Source organism: Achromobacter insuavis (assembly GCF_902859645.1).
GTDB classification, from domain to species: Bacteria; Pseudomonadota; Gammaproteobacteria; order Burkholderiales; family Burkholderiaceae_B; genus Achromobacter; species Achromobacter insuavis.
This window is the reverse complement of the sequence record NZ_CADIJR010000043.1, coordinates 13,795-27,680: the sequence shown is the minus strand read 5'-3', so window position 1 is coordinate 27,680 and position 13,886 is coordinate 13,795. Positions and strand designations below refer to the sequence as shown.

14 protein-coding genes are annotated in these 13,886 nt (G+C 66.8%); 8 read left to right on the top strand and 6 right to left on the bottom strand.

Features of this window, described 5'->3' with window-relative positions:
* Window positions 1-2: 2 nt before the first annotated feature.
* The 4 genes from rplE to H0523_RS20220 all read right to left on the bottom strand — a co-directional run bounded on the left by rplE (window position 3) and on the right by H0523_RS20220 (window position 2,376).
* Window positions 3-542, bottom strand: a complete 540-nt coding sequence (gene rplE, locus H0523_RS20235; protein ID WP_006389624.1) for a 50S ribosomal protein L5 — start codon at window positions 540-542, stop codon at window positions 3-5.
* Between the two features lie 12 nt (window positions 543-554).
* Window positions 555-875, bottom strand: a complete 321-nt coding sequence (gene rplX / locus H0523_RS20230; RefSeq protein ID WP_006389623.1) for a 50S ribosomal protein L24 — start codon at window positions 873-875, stop codon at window positions 555-557.
* A gap of 11 nt (window positions 876-886) precedes the next feature.
* Window positions 887-1,255 carry a 50S ribosomal protein L14 gene (gene rplN, locus H0523_RS20225; RefSeq protein ID WP_006216531.1) on the bottom strand — a complete coding sequence of 123 codons (369 nt, stop codon included), beginning with the start codon at window positions 1,253-1,255 and terminating at the stop codon, window positions 887-889.
* 356 nt (window positions 1,256-1,611) lie between these two features.
* A complete protein-coding gene (locus H0523_RS20220) occupies window positions 1,612-2,376 on the bottom strand; it encodes an aspartyl/asparaginyl beta-hydroxylase domain-containing protein (RefSeq protein ID WP_054430894.1) in 765 nt (254 codons plus the stop codon).
* A gap of 186 nt (window positions 2,377-2,562) precedes the next feature.
* On the opposite strand from H0523_RS20220, the gene H0523_RS20215 reads away from it, so the two are divergent.
* Entirely contained in the window at window positions 2,563-3,990 is a 1,428-nt protein-coding gene (locus H0523_RS20215) for an NAD-dependent succinate-semialdehyde dehydrogenase (RefSeq protein ID WP_006389621.1), read from the top strand.
* A 200-nt stretch (window positions 3,991-4,190) separates the two neighbouring features.
* Window positions 4,191-6,341: a metallophosphoesterase gene (locus H0523_RS20210; protein ID WP_054430895.1), complete on the top strand. Its 2,151-nt coding sequence runs from the start codon at window positions 4,191-4,193 to the stop codon at window positions 6,339-6,341.
* Window positions 6,342-6,413: 72 nt separating this feature from the next.
* Here the strand turns inward: H0523_RS20210 and H0523_RS20205 are convergent, their stop codons facing one another.
* Window positions 6,414-7,373 (bottom strand): AraC-like ligand-binding domain-containing protein, encoded by a 960-nt coding sequence (locus tag H0523_RS20205; protein ID WP_054430896.1) that lies wholly within the window; start codon window positions 7,371-7,373, stop codon window positions 6,414-6,416.
* 165 nt (window positions 7,374-7,538) lie between these two features.
* Between H0523_RS20205 and H0523_RS20200 the strand changes: the two genes are divergently transcribed.
* The 6 genes from H0523_RS20200 to H0523_RS20175 are packed head-to-tail and all read left to right on the top strand — an operon-like array spanning window position 7,539 to window position 13,240.
* Entirely contained in the window at window positions 7,539-8,435 is an 897-nt protein-coding gene (locus H0523_RS20200) for an alpha/beta fold hydrolase (protein WP_054430897.1), read from the top strand.
* A 14-nt stretch (window positions 8,436-8,449) separates the two neighbouring features.
* Complete coding sequence (locus H0523_RS20195; protein ID WP_054430898.1) at window positions 8,450-9,622, top strand: substrate-binding domain-containing protein; 1,173 nt, start codon at window positions 8,450-8,452, stop codon at window positions 9,620-9,622.
* A 12-nt stretch (window positions 9,623-9,634) separates the two neighbouring features.
* Window positions 9,635-10,405, top strand: coding sequence for an ABC transporter ATP-binding protein (locus H0523_RS20190; protein WP_054430899.1), 771 nt, complete (start codon window positions 9,635-9,637; stop codon window positions 10,403-10,405).
* Window positions 10,402-11,154, top strand: a complete 753-nt coding sequence (locus H0523_RS20185; protein ID WP_054430900.1) for an ABC transporter ATP-binding protein — start codon at window positions 10,402-10,404, stop codon at window positions 11,152-11,154. Before H0523_RS20190 ends, H0523_RS20185 begins: the two co-directional genes overlap by 4 nt.
* Window positions 11,151-12,161, top strand: a complete 1,011-nt coding sequence (locus H0523_RS20180; RefSeq protein WP_054430903.1) for a branched-chain amino acid ABC transporter permease — start codon at window positions 11,151-11,153, stop codon at window positions 12,159-12,161. Before H0523_RS20185 ends, H0523_RS20180 begins: the two co-directional genes overlap by 4 nt.
* Window positions 12,162-12,172: 11 nt before the next feature.
* On the top strand, window positions 12,173-13,240 hold the full coding sequence (locus tag H0523_RS20175) for a branched-chain amino acid ABC transporter permease (RefSeq protein ID WP_054430904.1): 1,068 nt from the start codon (window positions 12,173-12,175) through the stop codon (window positions 13,238-13,240).
* A 75-nt stretch (window positions 13,241-13,315) separates the two neighbouring features.
* Here the strand turns inward: H0523_RS20175 and H0523_RS20170 are convergent, their stop codons facing one another.
* The gene (locus tag H0523_RS20170) at window positions 13,316-13,861 is read right to left on the bottom strand and encodes a hypothetical protein (RefSeq protein WP_231689941.1); all 546 of its coding nucleotides are present in this window, start codon (window positions 13,859-13,861) and stop codon (window positions 13,316-13,318) included.
* Window positions 13,862-13,886 lie beyond the last annotated feature (25 nt).

Here is a 13,886-nt window from a genome sequence, read left to right as displayed (position 1 = left end):
CCTTAGTTACGGAACGGGAAGCTGAAGGCCGTCAACAGCGCCTTGGCTTCTTCGTCGGTCTTCGCGGTGGTGGTGATGCTGATGTTCAGCCCACGCAGCGCGTCGATCTTGTCGTACTCGATTTCGGGGAAAATGATCTGCTCTTTCACCCCGATGTTGTAGTTGCCACGGCCGTCGAAAGCACGACCCGAGATGCCGCGGAAGTCGCGCACGCGAGGCAGCGCAACCGCCACCAGGCGATCCAGGAATTCGTACATGCGTTGACCACGCAGCGTGACCATGCAACCGATCGGGTAGTTTTCGCGGATCTTGAAACCGGCGATAGCCTTCTTGGTCTTGGTCACGACAGGCTTTTGGCCAGCGATCTTGGTCAGGTCCGAGACAGCGTGCTCGATGACCTTCTTGTCGGCGACGGCTTCCGAGACACCCATGTTCAGGGTGATCTTGGTGATGCGCGGCACTTCCATGGCGCTCTTGTAGCCGAACTTGGCCTGCAGGTCGCCAGCGACCTTGCTCTTGTAGAAATCTTGCAAACGAGACATGTCTATCGCCCCTTACGCCTTGGCGCCGACAACGGCACCATTGGAACGGAACACGCGAACCTTGCGGCCTTCGACTTCTTGCACGCCGACGCGGTCGCCACGACCGGTAGCGGGGTTGAAGAGCGCCACATTCGAGATGTGGATCGGCATGGTCTTTTCGACGATGCCACCCGGGTTGTTGGCCATCGGGTTGGCTTTCACGTGCTTCTTGACGACGTTGACGCCTTCGACCAGAACGTGGTCGGCATCGACGCGCGCCAGCACGGTACCGCGACGCTTCTTGTCGCGGCCGGTCAGGACGATGACTTCGTCGCCTTTACGAATGTTGTTCATCGTAGGGCTCCTTACAGCACTTCCGGGGCCAGCGACACGATCTTCATGAACTTCTCGGTACGCAGTTCACGCGTAACGGGTCCGAAGATGCGGGTGCCGATGGGCTCCAGCTTGGCATTGAGCAACACGGCGGCATTGCCACCGAAACGAATCAGCGAACCGTCCTTACGGCGCACGCCCTTGGCGGTACGAACCACCACGGCATTGTAAATTTCGCCTTTCTTGACGCGTCCGCGCGGAGCCGCATCTTTGACGCTCACCTTGATGATGTCGCCGATACCGGCATAACGGCGCTTGGAGCCACCGAGCACCTTAATGCACATGACATGACGCGCACCAGTGTTATCGGCCACGTCCAGCGTGGTCTGCATTTGGATCATGATTTTTCCTGTTCCAACTTAACTGGAAATACGGTTTTCCCCAAAAAAGGGAACACTGCAATTCCTGCCAGTTTTGGTCCCGTCAGGTCAGCCGCCCTGCTTTATTGTTGGCTGGCGCATCGAGCTTTCGCATCGAACGCCATCAACTGGTGGCAACGCAACGACCCTGGGTTGAAATCCTGCGGGTATTCCCCCAACACGTTGGCCCGGCTAGTTCCTGGCCAATCGACAATCTGGGAAAGCTGACCATTCTATCCTGGTTAGATTTTGAGCGCAAGGCCTTTGTTGAGAGAGTGAGCAAATACGCGACAGTGCCTGTGGACAACTGTCTCTTTTCCACCCTCCCGGGGGTCGATTTAGTCAGACCCCGTTTTATTTCGGTAGTAGTTGCGCTCCCAGGCGTCGTGGTTGGCCTTGCCGCGCCGGATCTCGTCGGTGAACGGCGCCGCCATCAGCACCAGCCGGTTGAGCCAGCGGATCGGCGCCCGGCAGGGACGCTCGAAGTCGATGAACAGCACCGCGCGGGTGCCGTCCGTGTCGTTGTGCACCTGGTGCGGGTAGAGATCGTCGAACACCACGGCCTGGCCTTCCTTCCAGTGGTAGCGCTCGCCGCCCACCTCGATCCAGCAGCGTTCCGCCGGCTGCGGCACCAGCAGCCCCAGGTGCAGGCGCAGGACGCCGTTGTACGGGCCGGTGTGCAGGGGAATGCGCTTGCCCGGTTCGAGGATCGAATAGAACGCGGTGCGCAGGCCGGGAATCTCGCGCAGCGCCCGGGCGGTGGCTGGGCAGCGCGCCAGGTTGCGGTCCGAGCGCAGGCCGTAGCCCATGAAGACGAAGGTCTTCCACTGGTCGTCGGAGGTGATCATGCCAACATCCGGGGACAGTTCATGGAAGGACGGCAGCTGCTCGCGCTCGGCCAGCAGGGCCATCAGTTCGGCGCGGATGGCGGGCGCCTGGGCCTCGAGGCGGGCGATCCAGGGGAACTGGCTGTTCTGGAAGATCGGGTGGTCGCCCACCAGGGAGGACTGCGCGATACGGTGGCGCAACCAATCGATGAAACGGAAAAAGACGCGGGAATAGACACTGGGCTGGCTGGGCGGACGCGTATCGACGGGTTGCACAATAGTTATCTATATAGACAGCCAAAGATGCACCATTTTGTCCATGGCGCCCCCGGGGCGCAAGTACCGGCCATTGGCTCCTAGCCGGCGGCGGGGATTGGACCTCCCCGCGGCGGACAAGCTGGTTTAGACTGGCACGGGCGATTGCGATCGCTACCCACTCCTATTTCGCAAGGAAAGACAGGCATGTATGAACAGTTGGCGCTGTATATCGACGGCGAATTCGTCGCCGGCGAGGGCAGGCGCACCCAGGACGTCATCAACCCGGCCACGCTGGAAGTGCTCGGCCAGCTGCCTCACGCCACCGAAGCGGATCTGGACCGTGCGCTAGCCGCCGCCCAGCGCGCGTTCGAATCCTGGAAGAAATCGTCTCCCATGGATCGTTCGGCCATCCTGCGCAAGGTCGCCACCCTGTCGCGCGAGCGCGCCAAGGAAATCGGCCGCAACATGACGCTGGACCAGGGCAAGCCGTTGGCCGAAGCCATCGGCGAAGTCACCTCCTGCGCCGAGCACGCCGACTGGCACGCCGAGGAATGCCGCCGCATCTACGGCCGCGTGATCCCGCCGCGCAACCCCGACGTGCGCCAGATCGTGGTGCGCGAGCCGATCGGCGTCTGCGCCGCCTTCACGCCCTGGAACTTCCCCTACAACCAGGCCATCCGCAAGATCGCCGCCGCCCTCGGCGCCGGCTGCACGGTGGTGCTGAAGGGTCCGGAAGACTCGCCCAGCGCCGTCATGGCGATCGCCCGCATGTTCCACGACGCCGGCCTGCCCAAGGGTTGCCTGAACATCGTCTGGGGCGAACCGGCCAAGATTTCCGACTACCTGATCCGTTCGCCGATCGTGCGCAAGGTCTCGTTCACCGGCTCGGTGCCGGTGGGCAAGCAGCTGGCCGCGCTGGCCGGCGCGCACATGAAGCGCGTCACGATGGAACTGGGCGGCCACTCGCCGGTGCTGGTGTTCGACGACGCCGACATCGACCGCGCCGCCACCATGCTGGCCAAGTTCAAGGTCCGCAACGCCGGCCAGGTGTGCGTCTCGCCGACCCGCTTCTACGTGCAGAACGGCGCCTACGAGCAGTTCCTGGCGCGCTTCTCCGACGTGCTCAAGAACATCAAGGTCGGCGACGGCCTGGAAGCCGGCACCGACATGGGCCCGCTGGCGCACGAGCGCCGCGTGCCCGCCATGAGCGCCTTCATCGACGACGCCAAGAAGCATGGCGGCAAGGTGGTGGTGGGCGGCGGCCCGCTGGACCGCAAGGGCTTCTTCTTCGCCCCCACGGTCGTGACCGACCTGCCCGACAACTCCATGCTGATGACCGAAGAGCCCTTCGGTCCGGTGGCGCCGGTGGTCCGCTTCACCGACACCGATGAAGTGCTGGCGCGCGCCAACAGCCTGCCGTTCGGCCTGTCTTCCTACGTCTTCACCAACTCGCTGCAGACCGCCACCAAGGTCTCCAACGGCCTGGAAGCCGGCATGGTCAACATCAACCACTTCGGCAGCGCGCTGGCCGAGACGCCGTTCGGCGGCATCAAGGACAGCGGCATCGGCAGCGAAGGCGGCCTCGAAACGTTCGATGGCTACCTGGTCACCAAGTTCATCACGCACATCTGATCGCTGTTGCATCAGTCCCGAAAAGCCCCGCAAGGGGCTTTTTTTTCGCCCTCGCCGCGCGATTGTTTCTCACTTTGGCGCCATTCTTTCATGTTGCTGTAATCCTGGCCGGCGAGGATTGCGCCTCACTCGCGGGCGGCACCTCCCAGGAACAGGGAAAACGCGCCTGAAGAAAAATCCGTTCCAATCAGAGAAGCACAATGCATCGATATCAGCAAAGCGCGCGCGCGCTGGGCGCGGCCGCGCTCATGGGTCTGTTGGCCGCCTGTGGTGGCGACAAGGATGACGACGACAAATCGCCGACCGCCGAAACGCCGGTGGTACAGCCGGCCGCGATCCAGGTCGCGTTCATGCCCGACATCCACTTCCACGACATCTACGCGGACTTCAAGGACGGCTCGTTCCCGGGCATCCCGAACCCCAAGCGCGGCGACAACGCCACCATCCGCACGATGTACGCGCAGCTGACGTCGACGCGCCTGTTCAACGAGAACTACTTCGCCTTCCTGGCCGCGCTGGACGACGCGGTGGCGCGCGGCGTGAAGTACATCGCCCTGCCCGGCGACTTCTCCGACGACGGCCAGCCGGTGCACATGCGCGGCCTGGTCAAGATCATGGACGAGTACACGCGCAAGCATGGCATCCAGTTCTTCGCCGCCCCCGGCAACCATGACCCGGTGCGGCCCTTCAACCAGGCCAACGGCAAGAGCGACTACCTGGGCCTCGATCCGGTGACCGGCGACATCGGCTTCTCGCAGCCGATCTACAGCCGCGGCGGCAACGCCGCCTGCAGCACGCCCTATGCCGGCGACTGGGCGCGCGTGGGCGATACCTACTGCACCGAGGAAGTGCTGCACATGGGCTACGCGGGCATCACCGACGCCCTGACCCAGCACGGCTTCATGCCCAAGCCCGAATACCTGTACTACGAGACCCCGTACAGCAGCTACAAGTACGAGGACTACAACTACAACACCGCGTTGTCGCAGGCCAGCTGGATCAACCGCCAGTACGAGATCTGCGCGCAAGGCACCGGCGGCCCGAACAAGCCGGCCAACTACACCTTCTGCAAGATGGTGCCGGACACCTCGTACGTGGTCGAGCCGGTCAAGGGCGTGTGGCTGGTCGGCATCGACGCCAACGTCTACGTGCCGACCGGCAACGGCGCCAACGACTTCACCGGCTCGGGCGACCAGGGCTACAACAAGATGCTCACGCACAAGGCGCACGTCATCAAGTGGCTGGCCGATGTGGTGGCGCGCGGCAAGGCGCAGGGCAAGCAGGTGGTGGCGTTCAGCCATTTCCCGATGACCGAGTTCTTCAACGGCGCGTCCGATGACATCGAGGCGCTGCTGGGCGCCAACAAGATGCAGATGGTGCGCCGCCCGGCCGAGAACACCACGCGCGCGCTGGCCGACACCGGCCTGAAGGTGCACGTGGGCGGCCACATGCACTTCAACGACACCGCGTCGCGCAACTACGGCGGCGACAAGGCGCTGTTCAACATCCAGGCGCCGTCGATGGCGGCCTACGTGCCGGCATACAAGCTGATGACGATGCAGGGCGCCGACCAGATCGAGCTGCAGACCATCCGCCTGGACAAGGTGCCGCGCTTTGACGAACTGTTCGATCTGTACCGCGCCGAGCACGCCTACAACGTGCCGCCGCGCTGGGACGTGTCGATCCTGGATGCCAAGGACTACGGCGACTTCAACTACCGCTACATGAGCGAACTGGTGCGCCTGCGCCTGCTGAACGATGACTGGCGCTGCGAAATGCGCGAGCTGGTCAAGAGCCCGCTGACCGGCGCCGACCTGCTGGTGCTGTCGCAGCTGCGCACTTCGGTGACGCTGGGCGAACTGCAGAACACCGGCGACCGCGCCCAGCTGACGCCCGAGTTCTTCAACTGCCTGTACGTCGCGGGCGGCCCGACCGCCAGCAACCCGGCCTTCGCCGGCGACATGGCCGACGCCACCACCCGCGCCCGGGCGCTGGCGCAGGCCAACGGCATGCAGCTGGCCGACTTCGCCAAGTGGAAGGCGCTGGACATGGCGGGCGACTTCGTGCGCCTGGCCAACGCCGGCGACCTGGCCTACGCCGACATCCCGGCGCAGCGCGCCAGCCAGTACAAGCTGCTGGCCCAGGCCCTGAGCCAGACCAACGCCAGCATGCAGATGAACGGCGACCGGGTGAGCGACGCCAACACCCCGGCCGACATGTTCAAGGCGCGCTTCAAGCCGCTGATGGCGATCATGCTGAAGCTGGCCGATGGCCTGCCGTCCGAGCACATCCGCCTGGACCTGAAGACCAACAGCCTGGTCAACCTGTCGACCACGCCGTCGCCGTTCTGATCGAACCGCGGGCCGCCGGCCCGATGCGACAAGGCCCGCGCGAGCGGGCCTTTTTCATTGCGCGGCGCGAACCTAGCCGCGCGCGCGCCATTCGCGCGGCGACACGCCGAAGCGGCGCTTGAACAGCCGGCTGAAATGCGAGGGATGGGCGAAGCCGGCCTGGTACGCCAGCTCGGCGATGCCGCGGTGGCGTTGCGCCGGGTTCAGCAGCAGTTCGCGGCAGCGCTCCAGGCGCTGGTCGAAGACGAAGCTTTCCACCGACAGGTCGCCCGCCTGGAAGATGCGGTGCAGGTAGGCCACCGACAGGCCGCAGCCCTGCGCCACCCGCTGCGGCGACAGCGCCGGGTCGGCCAGGTGCTGGCGGATGTAGGCCATGGCGCGCTGGCGATGCGCCATCGTCACGCTGCTGTCGGCTTCCGAGGCGTGGCCCTGCCCCGGCTGCACCAGGAACAGCACGATCAGGTCGATCAGCCGTTCGCCCAGCTCGGCCGCCTCGGCCGGCGACCAGCCGTCCAGCCCTTTGAAAAGGTGGTCCATGTAGCTGGCCAGCATCGCGCCGCGCGGCGACCCGTCGTCGACGCGCAGTTTGTAGAAGGGGCCGATGCGCGAATCGCGCTGCGACAGCGCGCTGCGCGGGAACGACACGCTCAGGCTGCGGTAGCCGTCGGCGCCGAGCGCGGTGGCCTGGTAAGGCAGGCTCTGGTTCATCAGGTAGACGCAGCCGGGCTCGACCTGGAACTCGCGGCCCTGCTGCACCACGGCCAGCGGCCCGGCCAGCGGCAGGCCGAAGGTGTAGAACTCCTGGTCCAGCCGCGAGGCATTGCCGGCGGTGCGCTCGATCTTCTGTCCCTGATAGTGCAGGTCGTTGAACTGCAGGCTGGCGCGCCGCACGTAGCGCACGTGACCGGCGAACTGGCCGGCCTGGCCATGGTGCACCTCGAACGGCCCGAAGGCATCCGACAGGGCCGCGCGCCATTGCTCGTACCGCTCGGCGCCAGCGATGGCCGAAGTGGCGAATTCCGTGTCGGGCATGGCGCGGTCTCCTGGTTCGCGGGGGTCGGCGGGGGCTCGTGACCCTGCGTCTACATATTCTTGACTCACCCTGCCGCGGGTGGTCCGGCGCATTGTGGCCGCGCCTTGCGCAAGTCTATAGTCAGCGCCACAAGCATACAACCTGGACGACCCGGGAGGAGACGCATGGCCAACGCGCCCGCACAGGCCGCTCGCCACACGCCGGCTTCGCGCTATCTGCGCTGCGAAGGCCGCGAGCTGCATTACACCGAATGGGGCCGTCCGGACGCCCCCGCGCTCATCATGTGGCACGGCCTGGCCCGGACCGGCCGCGACTTCGACGAGCTGGCGCAGGCGCTGGCCGGCGACTACCGCATCATCTGCCCCGACACGATCGGGCGCGGGCTGTCGCAATGGAGCCCCGATCCGGTGGCCGAGTACCAGCTGGACTTCTACGCGCGGCTGGCGCGCGCCCTGCTCGACGGCCTGGGGCTGGACCGGGTGCGCTGGGTCGGCACCTCGATGGGCGGCGCCACCGGCATGTACGCCGCCGCCACCACGCTCAAGGACCGCATCACGCACCTGGTGGTCAACGACATCGGGCCGTCGCTGCCGCAGCCTGCCATTGACCGCATCCTGGCCTATGCCGGCAATCCGCCGGCCTTCGACACCGTCACCGAACTGGAGACCTGGCTGCGCGCCGCCTACAAGCCGTATGGCTGGCAGAGCGACGAGCAATGGCGCCGCATGGCCGAGACCTCGGTGCGCCGGCTGCCCGACGGCCGCGTCACGGCGCATTACGATCCGGCCATCGTCGGTCAGTTCCACCACCACCCGGCGGACTATGAACGCTGGGCCGAATACGACAGCCTGCGCATGCCGCTGCTGCTGCTGCGCGGCGCCGATTCCGATCTGCTGCTGCCCGAGGTCGCCGAGGCCATGACCCGCCGCGGCCCGCGCGCGCAGCGCATCGACTTCCCGGACTGCGGCCATGCGCCGGCCTTGAACGTCGCGCCGCAGATCGACGCCGTCCGCCAATTTCTCGCCACGCCGGCCGCCGACGCAGCCGCCGGCGCCCTCTGAACAAGGAGACTCCCATGAAACGCATCCTGCTCGCCGCGCTGGCCGGCCTGTGCCTGAGTTCGGCCGCCATGGCCAAGGACTTCGTCGTGGCGCACGTCTACGACAAGACCGGGCCGCTGGAGGCCTATGCCAAGCAGACCCACAACGGCCTGATGCTGGGCCTGGAATACGCCACGCAGGGCACCATGACGGTGGCCGGACGCAAGATCCGCGTGATCGAGAAGGACAACCAGGGCAAGCCCGACGTCGCCCGCGCCCAGCTCGCCTCGGCCTACGCCGATGACAACGCCGACATCGCGGTGGGGCCGACCTCGTCGGGCGTGGCGCTGGCCATGCTGCCGATCGCCGAGGAATACGAGAAGATCCTGCTGGTGGAACCGGCGGTGGCCGACTCGATCACCGGCGACAAGTGGAACAAGTACATCTTCCGCACCGGCCGCAATTCGTCGCAGGACGCCATCGCCAACGCCGTCGCCTTCGACCAGCCGGATACGTCCATCGCCATGCTGGCGCAGGACTACGCGTTCGGCCGCGACGGCGTCAAGGCCTTCAAGGGCGCGCTCAAGCAGGCCAAGATCGTGCACGAGGAATACCTGCCGGCCAACGCCACCGACTTCACCGCTGGCGCGCAACGCCTGTTCGACGCGCTCAAGGACAAGCCGGGCCGCAAGATCATCTTCATCCTGTGGGCCGGCGCCGGCAATCCATTCAAGATCGCCGATCTCGACCCCAAGCGCTTCGGCATCGAGATCGCCACCGGCGGCAACACGCTGGCCGCGATGACGCCGCTCAAGTCGCTGGCCGGTATGGAAGGCGCGACCTATTACTACTACGGCATCCCCAAGAACCCGATCAACGACTGGCTGGTGGCCGAGCACCAGAAGCGCTACGGCCAGCCGCCGGACTTCTTCACCGCCGGCGGCATGTCGGCCGCCATCGCCATCGTGACGGCGCTGAACAAGAGCGCCGGCAAGAGCGACACCGACACGCTCATCAAGACGATGGAAGGCATGAGCTTCGACACGCCCAAGGGCAAGATGACCTTCCGCCCGGAAGACCACCAGGCCATGCAGTCGATGTACCACTTCCGCATCAAGAACGACGCCTCGGTGCCGTGGGCGGTGCAGGATCTGGTCAAGGAAATCACGCCCGACCAGATGGCGGTGCCGATCCAGAACAAACGCTGAGCCCTGCCCTTCATGCTGGAAACCCAATCGCTCACGATCCGCTTCGGCGGCCACGTGGCCGTCAACGCGGTGAGCTGCCGCTTCGCGCCGGGCAGCCTGACGGCCATCGTCGGGCCCAACGGCGCGGGCAAGACCACCTATTTCAACCTGATCTCGGGGCAGCTGCGCGCCAGCGCCGGTTCGGTGCACCTGAACGGCCGCGACCTGACCGGTCTGTCGGCGCCGGCGCGCATGCATGCCGGCCTGGGGCGCGCCTTCCAGCTGACGCAGCTGTTCCCGCGCCTGTCGGTGCGCGAGAACGTGCGGCTGGCGCTGCAGTCGCGCCAGCAGGGTCTGGGCTGGCGCCAGATCCGCTTCTGGCGCACCTGGGACGATGACCGGGCGCTGCTGGCGCGCGCCGACGCGCTGCTCGAACGCACCCGCCTGACGGCCCGCCGCGGCCAGGCCGCGGCCGACCTGCCGCACGGCGACCAGCGCAAGCTCGAGATCGCCATGCTGATCGCGCTGGAGCCGCAGGTGTTCATGTTCGACGAGCCCACCGCCGGCATGAGCGTGGATGACGTGCCCGTGGTGCTGGACCTGATCCGCGAGATCAAGGCCGACGCGTCCAAGACGATCCTGCTGGTGGAGCACAAGATGGACGTGGTGCGCGAACTGGCGGACCGCATCGTGGTGCTGCACAACGGCGAATTGATGGCCGACGGCGAGCCCGCCGAGGTGATCGCCTCGCCGATCGTGCAGCAGGCCTACCTCGGCGCCGCCCTGCCGGAGAAGACGACATGAGCGCGGCCACCTTGCTGGAACTGAAGGACGTGCACACGCACATCGGCGCGTATCACATCCTGCACGGCGTGGACCTGTCGGTGCCGGCCGCGGGCGTCACCATGCTGCTGGGCCGCAACGGCGCCGGCAAGACCACCACGCTGCGCACCATCATGGGCCTGTGGAAGGCCACGCAGGGCCACATCGGCTTTGACGGCGCCGCGGTCGGCGGCCCGGGCGTGCGCACCTCGCCGCCCGACATGGCGCGCCAGGGCATCGCCTACGTGCCGGAGAACATGGGCATCTTCGCCGACCTGTCGGTGAAAGAGAACATCCTGCTGGCCGCGCGCCAGGCGCGCAGCGCCGCGCAGCTGGACACCGCGCGGCTGGAATGGATCTTCGGCTTCTTCCCCGCGCTGCGCAAATTCTGGCTGTACCCCGCCGGCAAGCTGTCGGGCGGCCAGAAGCAGATGCTGGCGGTCGCGCGCGCCATCATCGAGCCGCGCCGCCTGCTGCTGGTCGACGAGCCCAGCAAGGGCCTGGCGCCCGCCATCATCCAGAACATGATCGACGCCTTCATCGAACTCAAGCAGGCCTCCACCACCATCCTGCTGGTGGAGCAGAACTTCAATTTCGCGCGCCAGGTGGGCGACCACGTCGCGGTCATGGACAACGGCCGGGTGGTGCACGCCGGCGGCATGGCCGAGCTGGCGCACGACGACGCGCTGCAGACCCGCCTGCTGGGCCTGTCGCTGGGAGCGCACCAATGAGCGCCGCCGATATCGATACGCCGCTGCCGCAGACCCGCGCCGATCTGCGCCCGGCGCTGCTGGTGCTGGCGCTGGCCGCCATCGCGCTGCCGCTGGTCGGCTCGTTCTCGACCTGGGTGACGCTGACCTTCGCCGGCCTGGCGATGGGCATGATCATCTTCATCGTGGCCTCCGGCATGACGCTGGTGTTCGGCCTGATGGACGTGCTGAACTTCGGCCACGGCCTGTTCATCGCCATCGGCGCCTACATGGCGGCCACGGTGCTCGGCGCGATGTCCGACTGGACCCAGACCGGCAGCCTGTGGCTGAACCTGGCCGCGGTGCTGCCCGCCATGATCGTCGGCATGCTGGTGGCCGGCGCGGTGGGCGTGGCGTTCGAGCGCGTGATCGTGCGGCCGGTCTATGGCCAGCACCTCAAGCAGATCCTCATCACCATGGGCGGCATGATCATCGGCGAAGAGATCATCAAGATGCTGTGGGGTCCGCAGACGCTGTCGCTGCCCCTGCCCGAGGCGTTGCGCGGCGCGCTGCTGGTCGGCGACGCCGCCATCGAGAAATTCCGCATCGTCGCGCTGGTGGTGGGCCTGGCGGTGCTGGGCGGCATGCTGTGGCTGCTGAACCGCACCAAGCTCGGCCTGCTGATCCGCGCCGGGGTCGAGGACCGCGAGATGGTCGAGAGCCTGGGCTACCGCATCCGCCATCTGTTCGTCGGCGTGTTCGTGGCCGGCTCGATGCTGGCCGGCCTGGGCGGCGTGCTGTGGGGGCTGTACCAGCAATCCATCGTGCCGCAGCTGGGCGCGCAGGTGAACGTGCTGATCTTCATCGTCATCATGATCGGCGGACTGGGCTCGACGGTGGGCTGCCTGATCGGCGCGCTGCTGGTCGGGCTGATGGCCAACTACACCGGCTTCCTGATGCCCAAGGCCGCGCTGTTCTCGAACATCGCGCTGATGGTCGCCATCCTGCTGTGGCGCCCGCAGGGCGTGTATCCGGTCACGAATCGCTAGGAATCGCCCTTATGTCCTTCCGCCTGCTTTCCGGCGATCCTCCGCGCAGCACGCTGCTGGCGGTCATGCTGGTCGCCATCGTCATCGCGCTGGCCGCCGCGCCGTTCCTGTTTCCCGGCCCCAAGTCGCTGGCCGTGGCGGCCAAAATCCTGGTGTTCGTGATCCTGGTCGCCAGCTATGACCTGCTGCTGGGCTACACCGGCATCGTCAGCTTCGCCCACACCATGTTCTTCGGCATCGGCGCCTATGGCGTGGCGATCGCCAGCCTGCGCATGGACGCCAGCTGGCTGTCGGTGCTGGCGGGGACGGCCGCGGGACTGGTCGTGTCGCTGGTGTTCGCGCTGGTGATTGGCCTGGCCAGCCTGCGCGTGCGCGCCATCTTCTACGCCATGATCACGCTGGCGGTCGCGGCGGCGTTCCAGACGCTGGTGTCGCAGCTGTCCGACCTGACCGGCGGCGAGGACGGCCTGAACTTCAAGGTGCCGCAGATGCTGCGCCCGGCCTACCGGCCGTTCGCCGAGCCGCTGTTCGGCGTGACCATCGACGGCCGCATCATCACCTACTACCTGATCGCCGCGGTCTGCGTGGCGCTGTTCCTGATGCTGCTGCGCATCGTCAATTCGCCGTTCGGCCGGGTGCTGCAGGCGATCCGCGAGAATCCGTTCCGCGCCGAGGCCATCGGCTACCGCACGGTGCTGTACCGCAGCCTGTCGAACCTGCTGGCGGCGGCGTTCGCCACGCTGGCCGGCGCGCTGTATGCGCTCTGGCTGCGCTACAACGGCCCGGACACGTCGCTGTCGTTCGAGATCATGCTCAACATCCTGCTGATGGTGGTGATCGGCGGCATGGGCACGATGTACGGCGCGGTGATCGGCGCCAGCCTGTTCGTGTTCGCGCAGAGCTATCTGCAAGACGGGCTGCACGTGATCCATGACGCCGTCGCCGGCGTCGCGCCGCTGGCGCTGCTGTTCGAGCCGGACCGCTGGCTGCTGTGGCTGGGCATCCTGTTCGTGCTGTCGGTGTACTACTTCCCGACCGGGATCGCCGGGCGCTTGCGGGAGCTGGCGCGGCGGGGCTGACCGCCCGACAGGCGTGGCGGGTTCACCGGCGGGTTCAAACGGACGGCGCGGCGCATCGCCACGCGGACAGAACGCCTAGCGTCCGCCCTGCCGCATCGTGTCGGCGTCGCGCCGCAGATCATCGACCCGACGCTGCATCGTGTCCACGCTGCGCTGGGCGGCGCCGCCCAGCTGCGAGCCCGACGGCGTCGGGGCGAGCGGCGCCATGTTCATCGGCGCGCCGTTGTTCAGGGGGATCATCGCCGGCGGATAGGGGTCGACCGCGGCCGGCTTCTGCGTCAAGAGACGCTCCAGCACCTGCAGCTGATCGCGCTGCGCCTGCAACGCGCGCTCGTTGTCCAGCACGGCCTGCTCGCCTTCATCGTCGGTGCCGAAAATGGCGGCGTGGTCGAGCGACAGGCCGTCCTGGCGCACGCGCGGGTCGGGACCGGCATTCAGGACATTGCGGCCGATCGCGGCGGGATCGGTGGCCGGCGTGATGCTGCCCGCCGGCTTTGCCGGCGTGGCGGTGGAGCCCTCGGCCGTGGCCGGCGGTTCGACCCGGCGCTGGCCCTGCCCTTGCGCCAACACGGGCATCGCGGCCAGCAACCCCAGCGCGAGCGCGTTCCTGAAACCTCGCATGATGTCCTTCGTCTCCCGGGCACCA

Bases quoted from the DNA above. Each gene is read 5' to 3' on its own strand.
- H0523_RS20170 (WP_231689941.1), bottom strand. From the start codon at position 13,861: ATGCGAGGTTTCAGGAACGCGCTCGCGCTGGGGTTGCTGGCCGCGATG.
- rplE (WP_006389624.1), bottom strand. From the start codon at position 542: ATGTCTCGTTTGCAAGATTTCTACAAGAGCAAGGTCGCTGGCGACCTG.
- H0523_RS20190 (WP_054430899.1), top strand. From the start codon at position 9,635: ATGCTGGAAACCCAATCGCTCACGATCCGCTTCGGCGGCCACGTGGCC.
- H0523_RS20195 (WP_054430898.1), top strand. From the start codon at position 8,450: ATGAAACGCATCCTGCTCGCCGCGCTGGCCGGCCTGTGCCTGAGTTCG.
- rplN (WP_006216531.1), bottom strand. From the start codon at position 1,255: ATGATCCAAATGCAGACCACGCTGGACGTGGCCGATAACACTGGTGCG.
- H0523_RS20210 (WP_054430895.1), top strand. From the start codon at position 4,191: ATGCATCGATATCAGCAAAGCGCGCGCGCGCTGGGCGCGGCCGCGCTC.
- H0523_RS20175 (WP_054430904.1), top strand. From the start codon at position 12,173: ATGTCCTTCCGCCTGCTTTCCGGCGATCCTCCGCGCAGCACGCTGCTG.
- H0523_RS20205 (WP_054430896.1), bottom strand. From the start codon at position 7,373: ATGCCCGACACGGAATTCGCCACTTCGGCCATCGCTGGCGCCGAGCGG.
- H0523_RS20185 (WP_054430900.1), top strand. From the start codon at position 10,402: ATGAGCGCGGCCACCTTGCTGGAACTGAAGGACGTGCACACGCACATC.
- H0523_RS20215 (WP_006389621.1), top strand. From the start codon at position 2,563: ATGTATGAACAGTTGGCGCTGTATATCGACGGCGAATTCGTCGCCGGC.
- H0523_RS20200 (WP_054430897.1), top strand. From the start codon at position 7,539: ATGGCCAACGCGCCCGCACAGGCCGCTCGCCACACGCCGGCTTCGCGC.
- H0523_RS20180 (WP_054430903.1), top strand. From the start codon at position 11,151: ATGAGCGCCGCCGATATCGATACGCCGCTGCCGCAGACCCGCGCCGAT.
- rplX (WP_006389623.1), bottom strand. From the start codon at position 875: ATGAACAACATTCGTAAAGGCGACGAAGTCATCGTCCTGACCGGCCGC.